Source organism: Caloramator quimbayensis, from assembly GCF_900167605.1.
In the GTDB taxonomy this organism is placed as follows: Bacteria; Bacillota; Clostridia; order Clostridiales; family Caloramatoraceae; genus Caloramator_B; species Caloramator_B quimbayensis.
On record NZ_FUYH01000013.1, the window covers coordinates 17,996 to 33,262 of the forward strand.

General features: G+C 35.6%; 11 protein-coding genes. 4 read left to right on the top strand and 7 right to left on the bottom strand.

The window, feature by feature from the left end:
• Positions 1 to 340: 340 nt before the first annotated feature.
• Positions 341 to 1,141: an AraC family transcriptional regulator gene (locus tag B5D15_RS09390; protein ID WP_078696866.1), complete on the bottom strand. Its 801-nt coding sequence runs from the start codon at positions 1,139 to 1,141 to the stop codon at positions 341 to 343.
• Positions 1,142 to 1,278: 137 nt separating this feature from the next.
• On the opposite strand from B5D15_RS09390, the gene melA reads away from it, so the two are divergent.
• Positions 1,279 to 2,604 (top strand): alpha-glucosidase/alpha-galactosidase, encoded by a 1,326-nt coding sequence (gene melA / locus B5D15_RS09395; protein WP_078696867.1) that lies wholly within the window; start codon positions 1,279 to 1,281, stop codon positions 2,602 to 2,604.
• A 207-nt stretch (positions 2,605 to 2,811) separates the two neighbouring features.
• On the opposite strand, the gene B5D15_RS09400 is transcribed toward melA, so the two are convergent.
• From B5D15_RS09400 to hypB, 3 genes are read right to left on the bottom strand one after another with little or no spacing between them, the layout of a single operon-like run.
• Positions 2,812 to 3,153 carry a hydrogenase maturation nickel metallochaperone HypA/HybF gene (locus tag B5D15_RS09400; RefSeq protein ID WP_078696868.1) on the bottom strand — a complete coding sequence of 114 codons (342 nt, stop codon included), beginning with the start codon at positions 3,151 to 3,153 and terminating at the stop codon, positions 2,812 to 2,814.
• A gap of 46 nt (positions 3,154 to 3,199) precedes the next feature.
• The gene (locus tag B5D15_RS09405; protein ID WP_078696869.1) at positions 3,200 to 5,893 is read right to left on the bottom strand and encodes an FAD-dependent oxidoreductase; all 2,694 of its coding nucleotides are present in this window, start codon (positions 5,891 to 5,893) and stop codon (positions 3,200 to 3,202) included.
• A 24-nt stretch (positions 5,894 to 5,917) separates the two neighbouring features.
• Positions 5,918 to 6,589 carry a hydrogenase nickel incorporation protein HypB gene (gene hypB / locus B5D15_RS09410; protein WP_078696870.1) on the bottom strand — a complete coding sequence of 224 codons (672 nt, stop codon included), beginning with the start codon at positions 6,587 to 6,589 and terminating at the stop codon, positions 5,918 to 5,920.
• A 498-nt stretch (positions 6,590 to 7,087) separates the two neighbouring features.
• Between hypB and B5D15_RS09415 the strand changes: the two genes are divergently transcribed.
• The 3 genes from B5D15_RS09415 to B5D15_RS09425 are packed head-to-tail and all read left to right on the top strand — an operon-like array spanning position 7,088 to position 10,074.
• A complete protein-coding gene (locus tag B5D15_RS09415) occupies positions 7,088 to 7,354 on the top strand; it encodes a metal-sensing transcriptional repressor (RefSeq protein ID WP_078696871.1) in 267 nt (88 codons plus the stop codon).
• 8 nt (positions 7,355 to 7,362) lie between these two features.
• Positions 7,363 to 9,810: a heavy metal translocating P-type ATPase gene (locus B5D15_RS09420; RefSeq protein ID WP_078696872.1), complete on the top strand. Its 2,448-nt coding sequence runs from the start codon at positions 7,363 to 7,365 to the stop codon at positions 9,808 to 9,810.
• Between the two features lie 51 nt (positions 9,811 to 9,861).
• Entirely contained in the window at positions 9,862 to 10,074 is a 213-nt protein-coding gene (locus B5D15_RS09425) for a heavy-metal-associated domain-containing protein (protein WP_078696873.1), read from the top strand.
• Between the two features lie 390 nt (positions 10,075 to 10,464).
• On the opposite strand, the gene megL is transcribed toward B5D15_RS09425, so the two are convergent.
• The 3 genes from megL to B5D15_RS09440 form a co-directional block, all read right to left on the bottom strand.
• Positions 10,465 to 11,664, bottom strand: a complete 1,200-nt coding sequence (gene megL, locus B5D15_RS09430) for a methionine gamma-lyase (protein ID WP_078696874.1) — start codon at positions 11,662 to 11,664, stop codon at positions 10,465 to 10,467.
• A gap of 247 nt (positions 11,665 to 11,911) precedes the next feature.
• Positions 11,912 to 13,270 carry a Na+/H+ antiporter NhaC family protein gene (locus B5D15_RS09435; protein ID WP_078696875.1) on the bottom strand — a complete coding sequence of 453 codons (1,359 nt, stop codon included), beginning with the start codon at positions 13,268 to 13,270 and terminating at the stop codon, positions 11,912 to 11,914.
• A gap of 178 nt (positions 13,271 to 13,448) precedes the next feature.
• Positions 13,449 to 15,020 carry a sigma 54-interacting transcriptional regulator gene (locus B5D15_RS09440; protein WP_078696876.1) on the bottom strand — a complete coding sequence of 524 codons (1,572 nt, stop codon included), beginning with the start codon at positions 15,018 to 15,020 and terminating at the stop codon, positions 13,449 to 13,451.
• Between the last annotated feature and the right edge of the window lie 247 nt (positions 15,021 to 15,267).

The following is a 15,267-nucleotide window of genomic DNA, read 5'->3' on the forward strand; positions in this document are numbered from 1 at the left end:
TCTTTAATAAATTTTTAGACTTTCTAATAAAATATCAATTAATACAATTTAATTTATCTATTCTACAAAAATACTTATATTCCTATCTGCTATAGAATTTTTTTGGGGGACAGTTCTCTTTTTTTTGCTGTTTCTGTTCAAACTTTAAGGCGGTCTACTCTCTGCCCTAAAAAGCATTTTTTTGAGAACCGTCCCTTTTTAAAAACAAATCTTTATCTAAAACCGTTTTATAAAAGAACCGTCCCTTTTCATTAACGGTTGTCCCTCCAAGCCTTAAAAAGCATTTATTGATGAACTGTCCCTCTTAAATTTTATAAGACCGCTAATATCTATAAATTCTTTATCTATTGTTTTTTCTATAGTTTAACGGTGATACTCCATATTTTTTCTTAAATAGCTTTGAAAAATTATAAACATCATTATAACCTACGTTTTGTGAAATTTCGCTTATAGAGTAGGATGAATTGAGAAGAAGCTGGATGGCCTTTTCAAGTCTTGTTGCAATGATATAATCCTGTGGGGACTTTCCGGTTATATTTTTAAAAATGCGGTAAAAATAACGCCTGTCTATACCAAGCATATTTGAAATTTCATTTATGCTGATATCATTCATATACTTTGCCTTTATATAATCCTTTGCTCTTTTTACATAAATAGATGGGTTGTCCATATTAATACTTTTGTTATTTATATTATAGAGCTTATAAAACATTTCATATATTTTACTGCATAGTAATATCTCTGCATAATCTAAAGATTCTTTAGATTGTTTCATATCTATAAAAACGCTTTCTACATCAGGGCAGTACAAAACATCGTTGTTTAAAAGTCCGGTATGGTTTATTAAATTAAGTACATTGCCTCCGTCAAAGCCTATCCAAATATAACTCCAAGGTTCATAAGAATCCGCAACATAATATGTAGTAATATCAGGTCTTATTAAAAACATCCATCCCTTTGAAAGTTTATATTCTTTATTATCAACAATAAACTTACCTTTTCCTGAAACTATATAATGAATTAAATAATATTCCCTTATAGCCGGCCCAAAGGAATGGTTTTTTTCACAATCTTCCCATCCAAAAATAAGAGGATTTATATCAGAAAAATTTCGATTGATAAGAAGAACATTATGCTGCATTTTTTATCCCTTCTTTAAACTTTATAATGGTTACATTATAACAAAAAATAGATACATTATACAATTTTAATTTATGCTTTTGTAAGTTATATTATAGGCAATATATAATAAGCAATGATTTTCGGGGAGTGATTAATATGGTCAAAATAACATTTATGGGGGCAGGAAGCACTATTTTCGCAAAAAACGTATTGGGAGACTGCATGTGTACCGATTCTTTAAAAGATTGTGTTATAAATTTATACGATATTGATCCTGACAGATTAAAAGAATCTGAAATGATGCTGAATGTTATTAATAAAAATGTTAATGGCGGCAGAGCTAAAATCAATACTTTTTTAGGAGTAGAAAACAGAAAGGCTGCATTAAAGGGCGCAGATTTTGTTGTTAACGCAATTCAAGTTGGAGGATATGATCCATGTACAATTATTGATTTTGAAGTGCCTAAGAAATATGGGCTAAGACAGACAATAGGTGATACCCTCGGAATAGGGGGAATTATGAGGGCGCTAAGGACTATACCTGTATTAGAGGACTTTGCAAGGGATATTGAAAAGGTATGCCCTGATGCATGGTTTTTAAACTACACTAATCCTATGTCTATGCTTTCAGGTTTTATGCAAAGGTATACTAATGTAAAAACAGTTGGGCTTTGCCATAGTGTACAGGTCTGTTCAGAAAACCTATTAAAGTCCCTTGATATGGAGGATAAACTTTCGGGGAGAAAAGAACTTATTGCAGGTATAAACCATATGGCTTGGCTTCTTGAAATTAAAGATAAGGACGGAAACGATTTATACCCAGAAATCAGAAAAAGAGCATTTATTAAGAATAAAAACGAGAAGCATGATGATATGGTAAGATTTGAATATATAAATCGCTTTGGTTATTATTGTACGGAATCGAGTGAACATAATGCAGAATATAATCCTTTCTTTATAAAGTCAAAATATCCAGAGCTTATTGAAAAATATAATATTCCTCTTGATGAATACCCAAGAAGATGTATAAATCAAATTAAGGGCTGGGAAGAACAAAAGAAAAAGCTTATAGAGAATCCTGTTCTTACCCATAAACGAAGCCATGAATATGCTTCTTACATAATGGAAGCTATTGTTGAAAATAAGCCCTATAAAATAGGAGGTAATGTTATTAACAAAGGAGGGCTTATTGAAAATCTTCCAGAGGATGCCTGCGTTGAAGTTCCATGTATGGTAGATAGCAGAGGTATTAATCCTTGTTATGTAGGGAAGCTTCCCTTGCAGCTATCGGCAATGAATATGCTGCATATTAACGTGCATTTACTAACTATAGAAGCTGCAGTTACAAAGAAAAGAGAATATATATATGATGCTGCAATGATGGATCCTCATACAGCTTCAGAACTCTCTATTGATGATATAGTAAATATGGTAGATGAACTTATTGAAAAGCACGGGCATTATCTACCTCAATATAAATAAGGTAAATATATTTTTTTGGGGGACAGTTCTCTTTTTTTTGCTGTTTCTGTTCAAACTTTAAGGCGGCCTACTCTCTGCCCTAAAAAGCATTTTTTTGAGAACTGTCCCTTTTCAGCAATTTAATAGCATATTTTTCCTCCATTCTCCTTCTCCGGTGCCAGGCACCAACAAACATAAAGAAAACCGTCCCAAAAGGGGCAGTTCTCTTTAACACGCAATTATCTCTTTTATTCTAAATTCCCTTCCGCATAGGAGTTCATAGTCTTTAACGTTGCAGTTTGGGCATATACCTTTATTCTCGATTATGTTAAAAACTTTATTGCATTTTCTGCAAAGGGCATTCCCTGGGAGTATCTCAATCTTCAGCTTAGTATCCTGAAGCATAGTACCATCTACAGCCGCAGGATAGCAGGCTTCAACATATCTTGGAATCATGGCTGACAGCTCTCCTATTTGAAGAACCAAAGTATCTATTTTCTTTATATTATTTTTAATCGCAAAGTTTTCAACGGTTTTTACGACTTCTATTACAACTCCTAATTCGTGCAATATAATCACCTCTTAAAAGTTAAGGAGGGGATACTCCCCTTCCTTATTATTCCTTTGACCAAAATGCCGCTTTTATAAATTTTACAGGCTTTTTAACAGCAATTCTAACCTTTCGTTTTAAGGCATATTTCATAACCGTAGGCTTTATCTTTTCAAATTCTAATCCTGATTTATCATACTTTCTAACAAGTTTTATAGCATCAAATTTACATTTTGTAGTACAAAGTCCGCATCCTACGCACATGAATTCATCTACAATCGTGGCACCGCAGCCAAGACATCTTTCAGTCTCCTTCTTAACCTGCTCCTCTGTAAAGGTTCCTCTTAAATCTCTGAAAGTTTCCTTTGAATCCTTTGCATTGTTATTAATAGGTCTTTGTCTTGGCATTTTATCGTATCCATCAAGTATTAGATTTTCTTTATCAAGTGGGCGATAATCCCTCTTTGTACGCCCGAGGATTAAACTTTGACCTGGATGAACATAGCGGTGAATTGATATTGCTGCCTCTTTTCCTATTGCAATTGCATCTATTGCAAACTTAGGACCTGTTATAGCATCTCCCCCTGCAAATACATCGCTCTCCCCGCTCTGATAGGTTACAGGGTCAACCTTTAAAGTCTTATTTGGGTTAAGTTCCATCTTTGAGCCTTCTAAAAGTCCTCCCCAATCCATTGCCTGTCCTACTGAAATCAAGATATAATCTGCCTCAACTGTTATTGTTTCATTCTCATCATATTTAGGACTGAACCTTTTATTTTCGTCAAATACAGAAACGCATTTTTTAAATTCAACCCCTTTAACTTTTCCATTTTCAGCTATAATTCTCTTTGGTCCCCATGAATTGTTTATATCAATCCCCTCAGAAAGTGCCTCTTCTATTTCTTCCTTTAGGGCTGGCATCTCATCCCTTTTCTCAAGGCAGTACATATTAACCTTTGATGAACCAACTCTAACAGCAGTTCTTGCTACATCTATTGCAACGTTGCCTCCGCCTATTACAACAACATTTCCCCTTAGCTTTATATCCTCTCCTAAGTTAACTTTTCTCAAAAAATCTACTCCTGTCATTACGCCCTGAGAATCTTCACCTTCTATATTCAGCTTTCTTCCATTTTGTGCGCCTATTGCTATATAAAAGGCTTCATATCCCTGAGCTCTTAAATCCTTAAGGCTTACTTCCTTTCCAACTTCAACCCCTGTCTTAAACTCAACTCCAAGTTCTCTTAAAATATCTATTTCAGCGTTAACTACATCCTTTTCAAGCCTGAAGGATGGTATTCCGAGGGTTAGCATTCCTCCTAAAGCCTTTTGTTTTTCAAATACGGTTACTTTATAGCCGTCGATTGCAAGATAATATGCGCAGGATAATCCTGAAGGTCCTGCCCCTATTATTGCAATCTTTTTACCATAATTATGTCTTAATTTAGGAACATATCGCACATCCTTTTTCAAATCCTGCTCTGCTATAAATTTTTTAATATCATCTATTGCTATAGGATCGTCTATGTCTCCCCTTGTACATGCAGATTCGCAGTATCTTGGGCAAACACGGCCGCATACTGCTGGGAATGGGTTTTCCTTTTTAATAAGCTCTAATGCCTCAGTATATTTTCCCTGAGCTGCAAGCTTTATATAGCCCTGAATTCCAATGTGGGCAGGGCATTCTGCCTTACATGGGCTTGAGCCAGTATCAACAACAACCTTTCTATTAGTACGATAATCAATATTCCATTTATCCTCTCCCCATTCTGTATCATAGGGAAGCTCCCTCTTTTTCTCCTTTATTGGTGTTTTTGTGCAGAGTTTCTGACCTAATTTAAGGGCATTTGCTGGGCAGCTTTCAACGCATTCCCCGCAGGCAACGCATTTATCCTTATCAACCTGTGAAACATAGTTTGAGCGCACCATATCAGGATTAACATACATCTCAGCGATTCTCATTGAAAAGCAGGAGCACCCGCAGCAGTTGCATATAGCATGGGTTTTACCTGGGCCGTCTAAATTTGGAATGCTGTGCATAAGTCCGTTTTCTTCAGCCCTTTTAATTATTTCAAAGGCTTCCTCACGGGTAATCTGACGGCCTCTTCCTGTACGAATATAATATTCAGCAGCATGTCCCAACTGTATGCACATATCTTCCTTTAAGTGTCCGCAGCCCTCTCCCATAGCTTCCCTCGCTGTACGGCAGGAACAATCGGAAACAGAGAATATTGTGTTTTCGTTTAAATATTTTGAAACTTCTTCATAGGAGGCTCTCCTCGTCTCTCCCATAATAGACTGCTCAATAGGTATAACACGCATAGGCCCTGTTCCAACTGGGAAATTACCTGCAGCTAAAGGCCCTTTTTTTCTTCCATAAGCCTCAAAGGCCCTTGGTATTTGTGGATACTTTTTAGAGTTTTCTTTATTGTTAACCATCATTTCCATGTGGCCTGGAACCCAAACTTCATGCCAGTACTTATCAACGCCGTCGATTTTGTTAACAAAGGCAGCCCCTGCCATGGCAAGTTCCCATAGAAGCTTTTGAGTCTCCTCAATGGATTTGCCGCAAAGGGGAGCGATTTCCTCAGCACTTTTTGGTTTTCTAAACTCGAGGCATAGTCCTACCTCTGCCATTTCTTCTGTAACTACCGGTTCTAAAACCATATACTCAGGGTCTGTTGGCTTTATTTCGTTTTTTGCACCTCTTTTTGTTCCGCTAATCTTATTTGCATAATCGAGAACCTTTTCCTTTACCATTTCATAATCCCCCATATAATTATTTTAATTTTCATTCCATTTTTTGACTTCCTGTCTTAGCCAATCAGCCCATTCCTTTATACCTTCACCTGTTTTAGCAGAGATTGGAATTACCTTTATGTTTGGATTTAGTTTCTTTGCTCTTTCTTTAACTGCCTCTATGTCAAAGTCGAATATTCCCATAGCATCTATTTTGTTAATCAAAAGGACATCTACAATAGAGAACATTAAAGGATATTTCAAAGGCTTGTCATCGCCTTCGGGTACGCTTAAAATCATAGCATTTTTGCACGCACCTGTATCAAATTCCGCAGGGCATACTAAATTCCCAACGTTCTCGAGGATTACAAGGTCTAAGCCTTCAGTTCCAAGACCCTCTATTCCCTGCCTTGTCATTTCAGCATCGAGATGGCACATACCTCCTGTGTGAAGCTGTATTACCTTGGCACCGGTTTTAGAAACAACACTTGCATCAACATCCGAGTCAATGTCCGCCTCTAAAACTCCAATATTAAGTTCGTCCTTTAGGGCTTCAATTGTTCTTAATACAGTAGTGGTTTTGCCAGAGCCAGGGGATGACATTAAATTTAAAAGAAAGGTCTTATCTTTTTTAAGCTCTTCTCTTAAAAGTTCCGCCTGTTTGTCATTGTTTTCAAAAACGCTTTGCTTAATCTCAATTATTTTATATGTATTCATTCAAAACCCCCCATGCTTATAATAATATTTTCCATTTTGTGAACAAAAAAACAATAACGTCAAGATTATTATACCATGCATTCTAAATTAAAAGAATGTATTTTTCAAATATTTTTAATTTTCAAGTTTGATATTTTTTTGACCTGAAAAGGTGCCATCCAATCTATAGTGAAAAATTCATAGGGCAGGCTTGTACTTATAGGGGGACGGTTCTCTTTTTTTGTGATTTGCTTTAGATATATGGCAAAGATAATCTTAGATATGATTCTTTCACTTTTATTAAACTATGGATTTGTTGATATTTGTGGGACAAACTAAGGGGCAGCCTCTTTTTTAAATCATGGAAAAAAGAGAACTGTCCCTCAGCTTGTCTAATTAATTTTTAAGAATATTTGATATATATATTGAAAATAATTTATAAGTGATATATAATACTTATAAAGTTAAGCCCCCTCCCCCATTGGGGGCGGGTAGCAAAGCGTAAACAGGAGGGAAAATATGAACGCTGAGAAGGAAAAAGCTATGCAGCAGCTAAAAACTGCGAGAGGTCAAATCGATGGGATTTTAAAGATGATAGATGAAGGCAGATACTGCGTTGATATTTCTAATCAAATAATTGCAGTTCAATCCCTTTTAAAAAAAGCAAACATGTTAATTTTAAAGCAGCATTTAAACTATTGCGTAAAGGCTGCATTTAAAAGCAATTCTGGTGAGGAAAAAATAGATGAAGTTATGGATATACTTGAAAAACTAATAGGAAAGTAGGTGATTAAATGGAAAAAATATTGAATATTCAAGGTATGACCTGCGCTGCCTGCGCAAAGGCTGTTGAAAGGGCATCACTAAAGGTCAAAGGTGTTACCGAGGTAAACTTAAATTTTGCCGTTGAAAAGCTTTATGTTAATTATGATGAAAATTTAACTTCTATTAATGAAATAATATCAGCAATAGAAAAGGCAGGCTATGTTGCCATAGAAGAAAAAGAGTCAAAGGAAATAATTATTAAAATTGGCGGTATGACTTGCGCCGCCTGCTCAAAGGCTGTTGAAAGGGCAGTTAAAAAGCTCGCTGGAGTTATGAAAGCTGAAGTTAATATTGCAACTGAAAAACTTGCGGCTGAATACGACCCTTCAAAGGTGAGGCTTTCTATGATTAAAGAAGCAATAAAAAAGGCAGGCTATACCCCTATAGATGATGAGGATATGAAAGTTGACAGCGATAAGGAAAGAAAAGACAATGAAGTAAAGGCTATTTTTAAAAACTTTATAATATCGGCATCATTTACTCTGCCCCTTGTTATAATAGCGATGGGGCACATGCTTGGAATGCCTCTTCCAAAAATAATTGATCATATGAAACATCCTTTAAATTTTGCGCTGATTCAGCTGATTCTTGTAATACCTGCTGTTATTGCTGGAAGAAGATTTTACAATGTAGGCTTTAAAACCCTATTAAAGGGAAGCCCTAATATGGATTCTCTTATTGCAATTGGGACATCTGCCGCACTGCTTTATGGTCTCTTTGCAATATATGAGATTTCAAGAGGAAATATGGAATATGCAAAGGATCTCTACTTTGAATCAGCTGCCACGATTATAACCCTTATTCTTCTTGGTAAATATCTCGAAGCAAAGACAAAGGGAAAAACATCAGAAACGATTAAAAAACTTATTAGCCTTGCTCCAAAAGCAGCAAGGATTATTCAAGACGGCAAAGAAATCGAAATACCAATAGACGAGGTTGAAGTTGGAGATATTATTATTGTAAGGCCCGGAGAAAAAATCCCAGTTGATGGAATAGTAATTGAAGGTATAACCTCCATTGATGAATCAATGCTCACGGGAGAGAGCATTCCTGTTGAGAAAAAATCCGGAGATAAAGTAGTCGGTGCAAGCATAAATAAAAACGGAATGATTAAATTTAAAGCTACAAAGGTTGGAAAGGATACAGCACTGTCCCAGATAATAAAACTTGTGGAAGGAGCTCAATCTTCAAAGGCTCCTATTGCAAGACTTGCAGATATTATCTCAGGTTATTTTGTGCCGATTGTTATTGCTATTGCTCTTATTTCAGGTGCTGCCTGGTACTTTGCAGGCAAGGGCAGTATATTCTCACTTACTATTTTCATATCGGTTCTTGTAATAGCATGCCCCTGTGCCCTTGGTCTTGCAACTCCAACCGCAATAATGGTAGGCTCTGGAAAAGGCGCTGAGAATGGCGTGCTTATAAAATCCGGTGCTGCCCTTGAGATGGCTCACAGGATAACTACAATTGTATTTGATAAAACAGGAACGATTACTGAAGGAAAGCCAAGGGTTACTGATATAATAAGTTTAGGATTTGAAGAAATGGATATTTTAAGATACTGCGCATCCTGCGAAAAAGCTTCAGAGCATCCTTTAGGAGAGGCAATAGTTAAAGAAGCTGAAAAAAGAAATTTAAATCTTTTTGATGTAAAAGACTTTTTAGCAATTCCCGGACATGGAATAAAGGCAACTGTAAATGATAGAAATATTGTGCTTGGAAATAAAAAGTTATTAAGGGATATGAAAATAGATATAAAAGAAGTTGAAGATAAATTGGATAGCCTTGCAAGGGAAGGAAAGACTCCAATGATTATAGCAATTGATAATAAAGTATCTGGAATAATTGCCGTTGCTGACGTTGTTAAGGAAAACAGCAAAAAGGCAATTATAAAGCTTCAGGAGATGGGAATTGAGGTTGCAATGATAACTGGAGATAATAAAAATACAGCTGTAGCTATTGCAAGGGATGTTGGAATAAACCGCGTCTTTGCAGAGGTTCTGCCGCAGGATAAGGCATCCTATGTAAAAAAGCTTCAGGATGAAGGTAAAAAGGTTGCTATGGTTGGAGATGGGATTAACGACGCTGTGGCTCTTGCCCAGGCAGATGTTGGTATTGCAATAGGCTCGGGGACAGATGTTGCAATAGAATCAGCAGATATTATACTTATGAGAAGCGACATACTCGATGTTGTAACTGCAATTTTGTTAAGCAAGGCTACGATAAAAAATATAAAGCAGAATCTTTTCTGGGCCTTTGGATACAACACCCTCGGGATACCCGTTGCTGCAGGCGTTTTAACCCTCTTTGGAGGGCCAAGACTTAATCCTATGATTGCAGCTGCAGCGATGAGCTTCAGCTCAGTTTCAGTACTTTTAAACGCATTAAGGCTTAAAAAATTTAAAAGCGTAGTTTGATGTATCTTTATTATGGTAAACTCATGAAAAATAAATTTTAGGAGGTTAAAAATCATGAAAAAAATCAATATCGAAGGGATGTCCTGCATGCACTGTGTAATGCACGTTAAAAATGCATTAAATGAAGTTAAAGGAGTTTCAAAAGTTGATGTAGACCTTAAAGGTAAATTTGCAACTGTTGAAGGTGAAAACATAATTGAGGATGATTTAAGACAGGCTATAGAAGACGCGGGATATGAAGTCGTATCCATTGAAGAAGCTTAAGTTAAAAGGGGACGGTTAGTGTGAAAATGTTGCATTCCCATATTTGGATATATATGACAATACGTAGTGTTAGATACCGGATAAAGGAGATATACCTCAAAAAAAAGTGCCACCCAGTTGACAAGTGACAAACTTTTTCATTCCGTCGTTGTGGCTATTTTTTAGTCATGACCTTTTCTCTTTTTCTTTTGATTTACTTTAGCAATGATTCACAAGGACAAGCATAGGGACAGTTCTCTTTTTTTAAATCGTAAAAAAATGAGAACTGTCCCTATGAAAAATTAAAACGTTTAAATAGCAGAACTGTCCCTTTTTAAATCATGAAAATTTGAGAACCGTCCCTCTATATAAAAATTTCCTCCTTAAGCCCAAAACAAATAAAATAAAAAATTATAATATTAAATCTAAAGCCTGTTTTAAATCATCTATTATATCCTGTGGGTCTTCAAGTCCAACAGCAAGTCTTATAAGCCCATCGCTAATTCCTGCTTCAAGTCTTTCTTCAGCTGTATAGGGCGAATGTGTCATTGACGCTGGATGCTCTATTAAAGTTTCCGTATCTCCAAGGCTTACTGCAAGGGTGCAAAGTTTAACATTATTCATAACTTTCTTGCCCTCTTCAACGCCTCCCTTTATTTCAAAGGCGATTATTGCACCTGGGAGACTCATTTGCTTCTTTGCAAGCTCATATTGCGGGAAGCTCTTTAATCCTGGATAGTAAACCTTCTCAACTGCAGGATGGCTCTCTAAAAACTCCGCAACTTTCATTGCATTTGAGCAGTGCTTTTCCATCCTAACCTCGAGAGTTTTCATACCTCTTAATATTAAATACGCATTAAAGGGGCTAAGACATGAGCCTGTCATATCCTTTATTCCAAACAATCTTACATTTTTTATATATTCCTGCTTTCCTGCAACAAAACCTGCTATAACATCTCCATGTCCATTTAAAAATTTTGTAGCCGAGTGAACAACAACATCTGCGCCGAGCTCAATTGGCCTTTGAATGTATGGTGTACAGAAGGTATTATCAACAACAACCATACAGCCTTCCTTCTCATGGGCAATCTTTGAAATAGCTTCTATGTCTACAACTTCGAGGGTTGGATTAACTGGACTCTCAAGGTAAACAGCTTTTGTGTTTTCCTTCATAGCCTTTCTTACGTTTTCAGGGTCTGTTGCATCAACAAAAGTTACTTCAACGCCGAATCTTGTAAGTCCATGGTTTAAAAATGCGAAGGTACATCCATAAAGTGTATCTGAGGCTATTATGTGGTCGCCAGATTTTAAGATAGTCCAAAGGGCCGATGTTATAGCACCAATTCCAGAACCTGTTGATACTGCAGCTTCTGCGCCTTCTAAAAGTGCAACCTTTTCCTCTACCTGATCATTAGTTGGGTTGCCAAGCCTTGTATATATATGTCCGCCCTCTTCAAGTGCAAACCTCCTGCCGCCTTGTTCTGCTGAGTCGAATATAAATGTAGATGTTTGATAAATTGGAGTTGCAAGGGCTCCCTTGTCGTTATGTTCGTATCCTCCATGTATTGCCTTTGTCGCAAATCCCATTTTCTTTAGTTTCTCTTTATCCATAAATTCCCCTCCGAAATTCTTGATTTGCTTTCTATTATCATATAAGCAAGTTTTATTCCAAAGGGTACAGCCTCAATTTTACATGGATTTTACTTTATTTAATATTTATTTGTAAATTTTTCTTTCCATATAGCATTATTTGTGTAAATATTTTATTACACATGGCAATATTTTTTTACATTTTAATCACTGTAATCATAATTTATTTTGTTTTAATTTTATTAAATTTTCTTAATATTGCTTCATATTATAAAGCCGTTTCATCCTGCCACTTCCAAGGCTTCTTTTTAATAATTCCATCAGCAAAGGGAATAAATATAGATATTATGGATGAAATAAATAAAAGATGGATATACCACGCAAGAGGTATTACTTCAAAGGGCGATACCTCTCCCTTTGTATAGCTTAATAAAATGAGCATTTGTGCCCCATAGGGTATAATCCCCTGCATAATACAAGAAAAAGTATCAAGCAAAGATGCGCTTCTTCTTGGATCGACCTTATATCTGCTGCAAACCTTTTTTGCTATTGAACCGTTTATTATAATTGCTACGGTATTGTTTGCAACTGCTGCATCTGTTACTGCTACAAGAGCTGCAATGCCTAATTCCGCAGATTTTCTTCCCTTCATTATCCTTTGTATCTTATCTAATAAAAATTGTATTCCTCCATCCTTAGCTGTCATATGTGCAAGTCCACCTGTCATCATAGATAAAAGAAATATATCTATCATCCCCTTAAATCCTTCAAATATTTGCTGTGCTGAGGATAAAAGAGTTAAGTTTCCATAGTACAGTCCTATTATTATGGATAAAATTATTCCACCTGTTAAAACTACAAATACATTCACTCCAGATACAGCCATTATAAGAACTAATATATAAGGAAGAACCTTTATGATATTAAAATCATAGTTTTGCATCATTGGTACAGTCTCTATTCTTCCAAATATAAGAAGAAGAATCAAAGTTATAATTGCCGCTGGAAGAGCAATATAAATGTTTACTTTAAACTTGTCCCTCATTTCGCATCCTTGTGTTCGTGTTGCAGCTATCGTAGTATCTGATATTATAGAAAGGTTATCTCCAAACATAGCACCTCCAAGAACGGCTGCCATCGTTAGAGGAAGAGAAAGTCCCGCTTTTTCTGCTAAACCTGCTGCTATTGGACCTACTGCTACAATAGAACCAACTGATGTTCCCGTTGAAAGCGATATAAAACAGGTTATTAAAAACAGCCCTGCGGCTATATAATTTGCAGGTATATAAGTAAGTCCTAAATTTACAGTTGAATCAACTCCACCTATAGCCTTTGATACTGAAGCAAAGGCTCCGGCTAATAGGTAGATTATACACATAATTATAATATTAGAATCTCCGCATCCTTCAACAAAAGTATGGAATTTTTCGTCCAAGCTGCCGTCTTGTAAGATGAAGGCAAAGATTATTCCAACAAACGCTGCAACAGGAGCTGGCAGCTGATAAAAGGCTAACTCTACTCCTTTATGCTGTAGAATTATTCCGCTTCCCAAATATACAATAATAAAAATTATAAAGGGTATAAGTGCTTTAAAGCTCGATTTTCCACTTTTTAAATCTTTTTCCATAGTTTCCTCCTTTTAAAATTATAGCTTTATATTTTACCGCATATTTTTTATTTTTATCATAAAACAAAGATTGTGTAAATATTTATTTACACAATCTAATAAAATTACTTCACTTATAATAGGTGTTTTTAGAATTTTTGTACAAAGTGAGTATTTTACGCTATAAATCGAAATAGAATTAATCTAATAGGTACTTTAAGTTATATTTGTTAGCTTTATTTATAAGAGTTGTGTGAGAAACTCCAAGAGCTTTTGCAGCTTTTCTAAAACTCTTATATTTTTTTAGCGCCTTAACTATTGCTTCCTTCTCTGCTTTTTCAACAACATCATCAAGTTTTAATTCTATATCTACGCTATACTGAGGGCCATTGCTTTTAGAACTGTTTTTTATATCAAATATGAGATTTTCTGTTGTTAAAATATTCCCTTCACAAAGATTTATTCCTCTTTCGATTACGTTTTGAAGTTCTCTTACATTTCCCGGCCAATCATATTTCATAAGTTCTTCTAAAAATTTAATATTAGCACCAGATATTTTTTTGCCTATTTTCTTATTCAGTTTATAGATAAAAAAGTTAACAAGCAGCGGTATATCTTCAATTCTTTCCCTAAGAGGAGGGATATAAATTGGAACAACATTTAATCTATAATATAAGTCTTCTCTGAACAATCCCTTTTCAACCATTTCCTTGAGATTTTTATTAGTTGCAGCAATGATTCTAACATCAACCTTTGTTTCTTTAGTGCTTCCTATCTTTCTGATAACGCCCTCCTGCAGCACCCTTAAAAGTTTTGCCTGAAGGTTTAAGGGAAGTTCACCAACCTCATCGAGAAAAAGTGTTCCCCCGTCGGCCCTTTCAAATAAACCCTCCTTTTCGCTAACTGCCCCAGTAAAGCTTCCCTTTTCATATCCGAAAAGTTCGCTTTCAATGAGATTCTCCGGAAATGCAGCACAGTTAATTGCAACATAGCTTTTATCTTTTCTATCGCTAAGGTTCTTAATTGCAGAAGCGAAAAGCTCCTTCCCTGTTCCGCTCTCTCCCATCAAAAGTATTGTAGAATTGCTCTTTGATACAGAAAGAACTGTTTTTTTAACTCTTTCAATTGCAGGGCTATTTCCTATTATATCTTTAAACGCACCTTCCTGCGTCCCTTGAACTATGTTAACAAGTTCTATAGCCTTATCCATATCTTTTATAGATGCAACAACTCCAATAGTTTTATCATCATCGTCTTTTATAATTCTTCCAGTTGTAATACAGTGCCCCTCTCCTTTTTTATTTTTAAATTTTATTTTGACGTTATCAAATCCCTTACCGCTTTTAACTGAAGATACTAAAGGATTGTTTTCTCCTATGATACTCCTTAAATCCTTTCCAATTACTTCCTCTTTATTGTATTTAAAAACATTCTCGCAATATTTATTAAATATCTCAATTTCAAAGTTTTCATTAGCGCTAAGGATTCCTTCATCTACAGAGTTTATAACAGCCATTAGCTTTCTTTCATTTCTTTCATAATATAAAAGGTCGATTTCTCTTATGGATATGACTTCTTTAATGCTGAGTATGCTGTTTTTAAGCCTTGTTTTTGCATAATCGTCCATAAGCTCCATCTTCACGCACACTTTCTTTGGGAAAACCTCAACCGCTTTTAAATCTATTTTTTCATTATATATTTTTTCAAGGATTTTAAGTGCCATTCCCATTTTGTCCTCAGTATAAATTTCAAACCTCGAATATTTTTCCACTGTAAAACCACCTTTGAAACATCTTAATAACTTTTGTGAGAAATATTTGGGACAAGTCTGGGGACAGTTCTCTTAATTTCACGAACTTTGCTCAGACTTGGACAGGCTTAGGGACAGTTCTCTTTTTTATGCTATTTTTAAAAATTAGGGGGCTGCCATTACCCCAATTTCAATTTAAAAATAAGACAAGCTCCGGGACAGTTCATTTGTTTTTACAAACTTTATTATTTTTAAAGATTAAGGGGCA

Excerpts from the sequence above, each read along its gene's own strand:
- B5D15_RS09390 (WP_078696866.1), bottom strand. The coding sequence starts at position 1,141 with ATGCAGCATAATGTTCTTCTTATCAATCGAAATTTTTCTGATATAAAT.
- megL (WP_078696874.1), bottom strand. The coding sequence starts at position 11,664 with ATGGATAAAGAGAAACTAAAGAAAATGGGATTTGCGACAAAGGCAATA.
- B5D15_RS09420 (WP_078696872.1), top strand. The coding sequence starts at position 7,363 with ATGGAAAAAATATTGAATATTCAAGGTATGACCTGCGCTGCCTGCGCA.
- B5D15_RS09405 (WP_078696869.1), bottom strand. The coding sequence starts at position 5,893 with ATGGTAAAGGAAAAGGTTCTCGATTATGCAAATAAGATTAGCGGAACA.
- melA (WP_078696867.1), top strand. The coding sequence starts at position 1,279 with ATGGTCAAAATAACATTTATGGGGGCAGGAAGCACTATTTTCGCAAAA.
- B5D15_RS09435 (WP_078696875.1), bottom strand. The coding sequence starts at position 13,270 with ATGGAAAAAGATTTAAAAAGTGGAAAATCGAGCTTTAAAGCACTTATA.
- hypB (WP_078696870.1), bottom strand. The coding sequence starts at position 6,589 with ATGAATACATATAAAATAATTGAGATTAAGCAAAGCGTTTTTGAAAAC.
- B5D15_RS09415 (WP_078696871.1), top strand. The coding sequence starts at position 7,088 with ATGAACGCTGAGAAGGAAAAAGCTATGCAGCAGCTAAAAACTGCGAGA.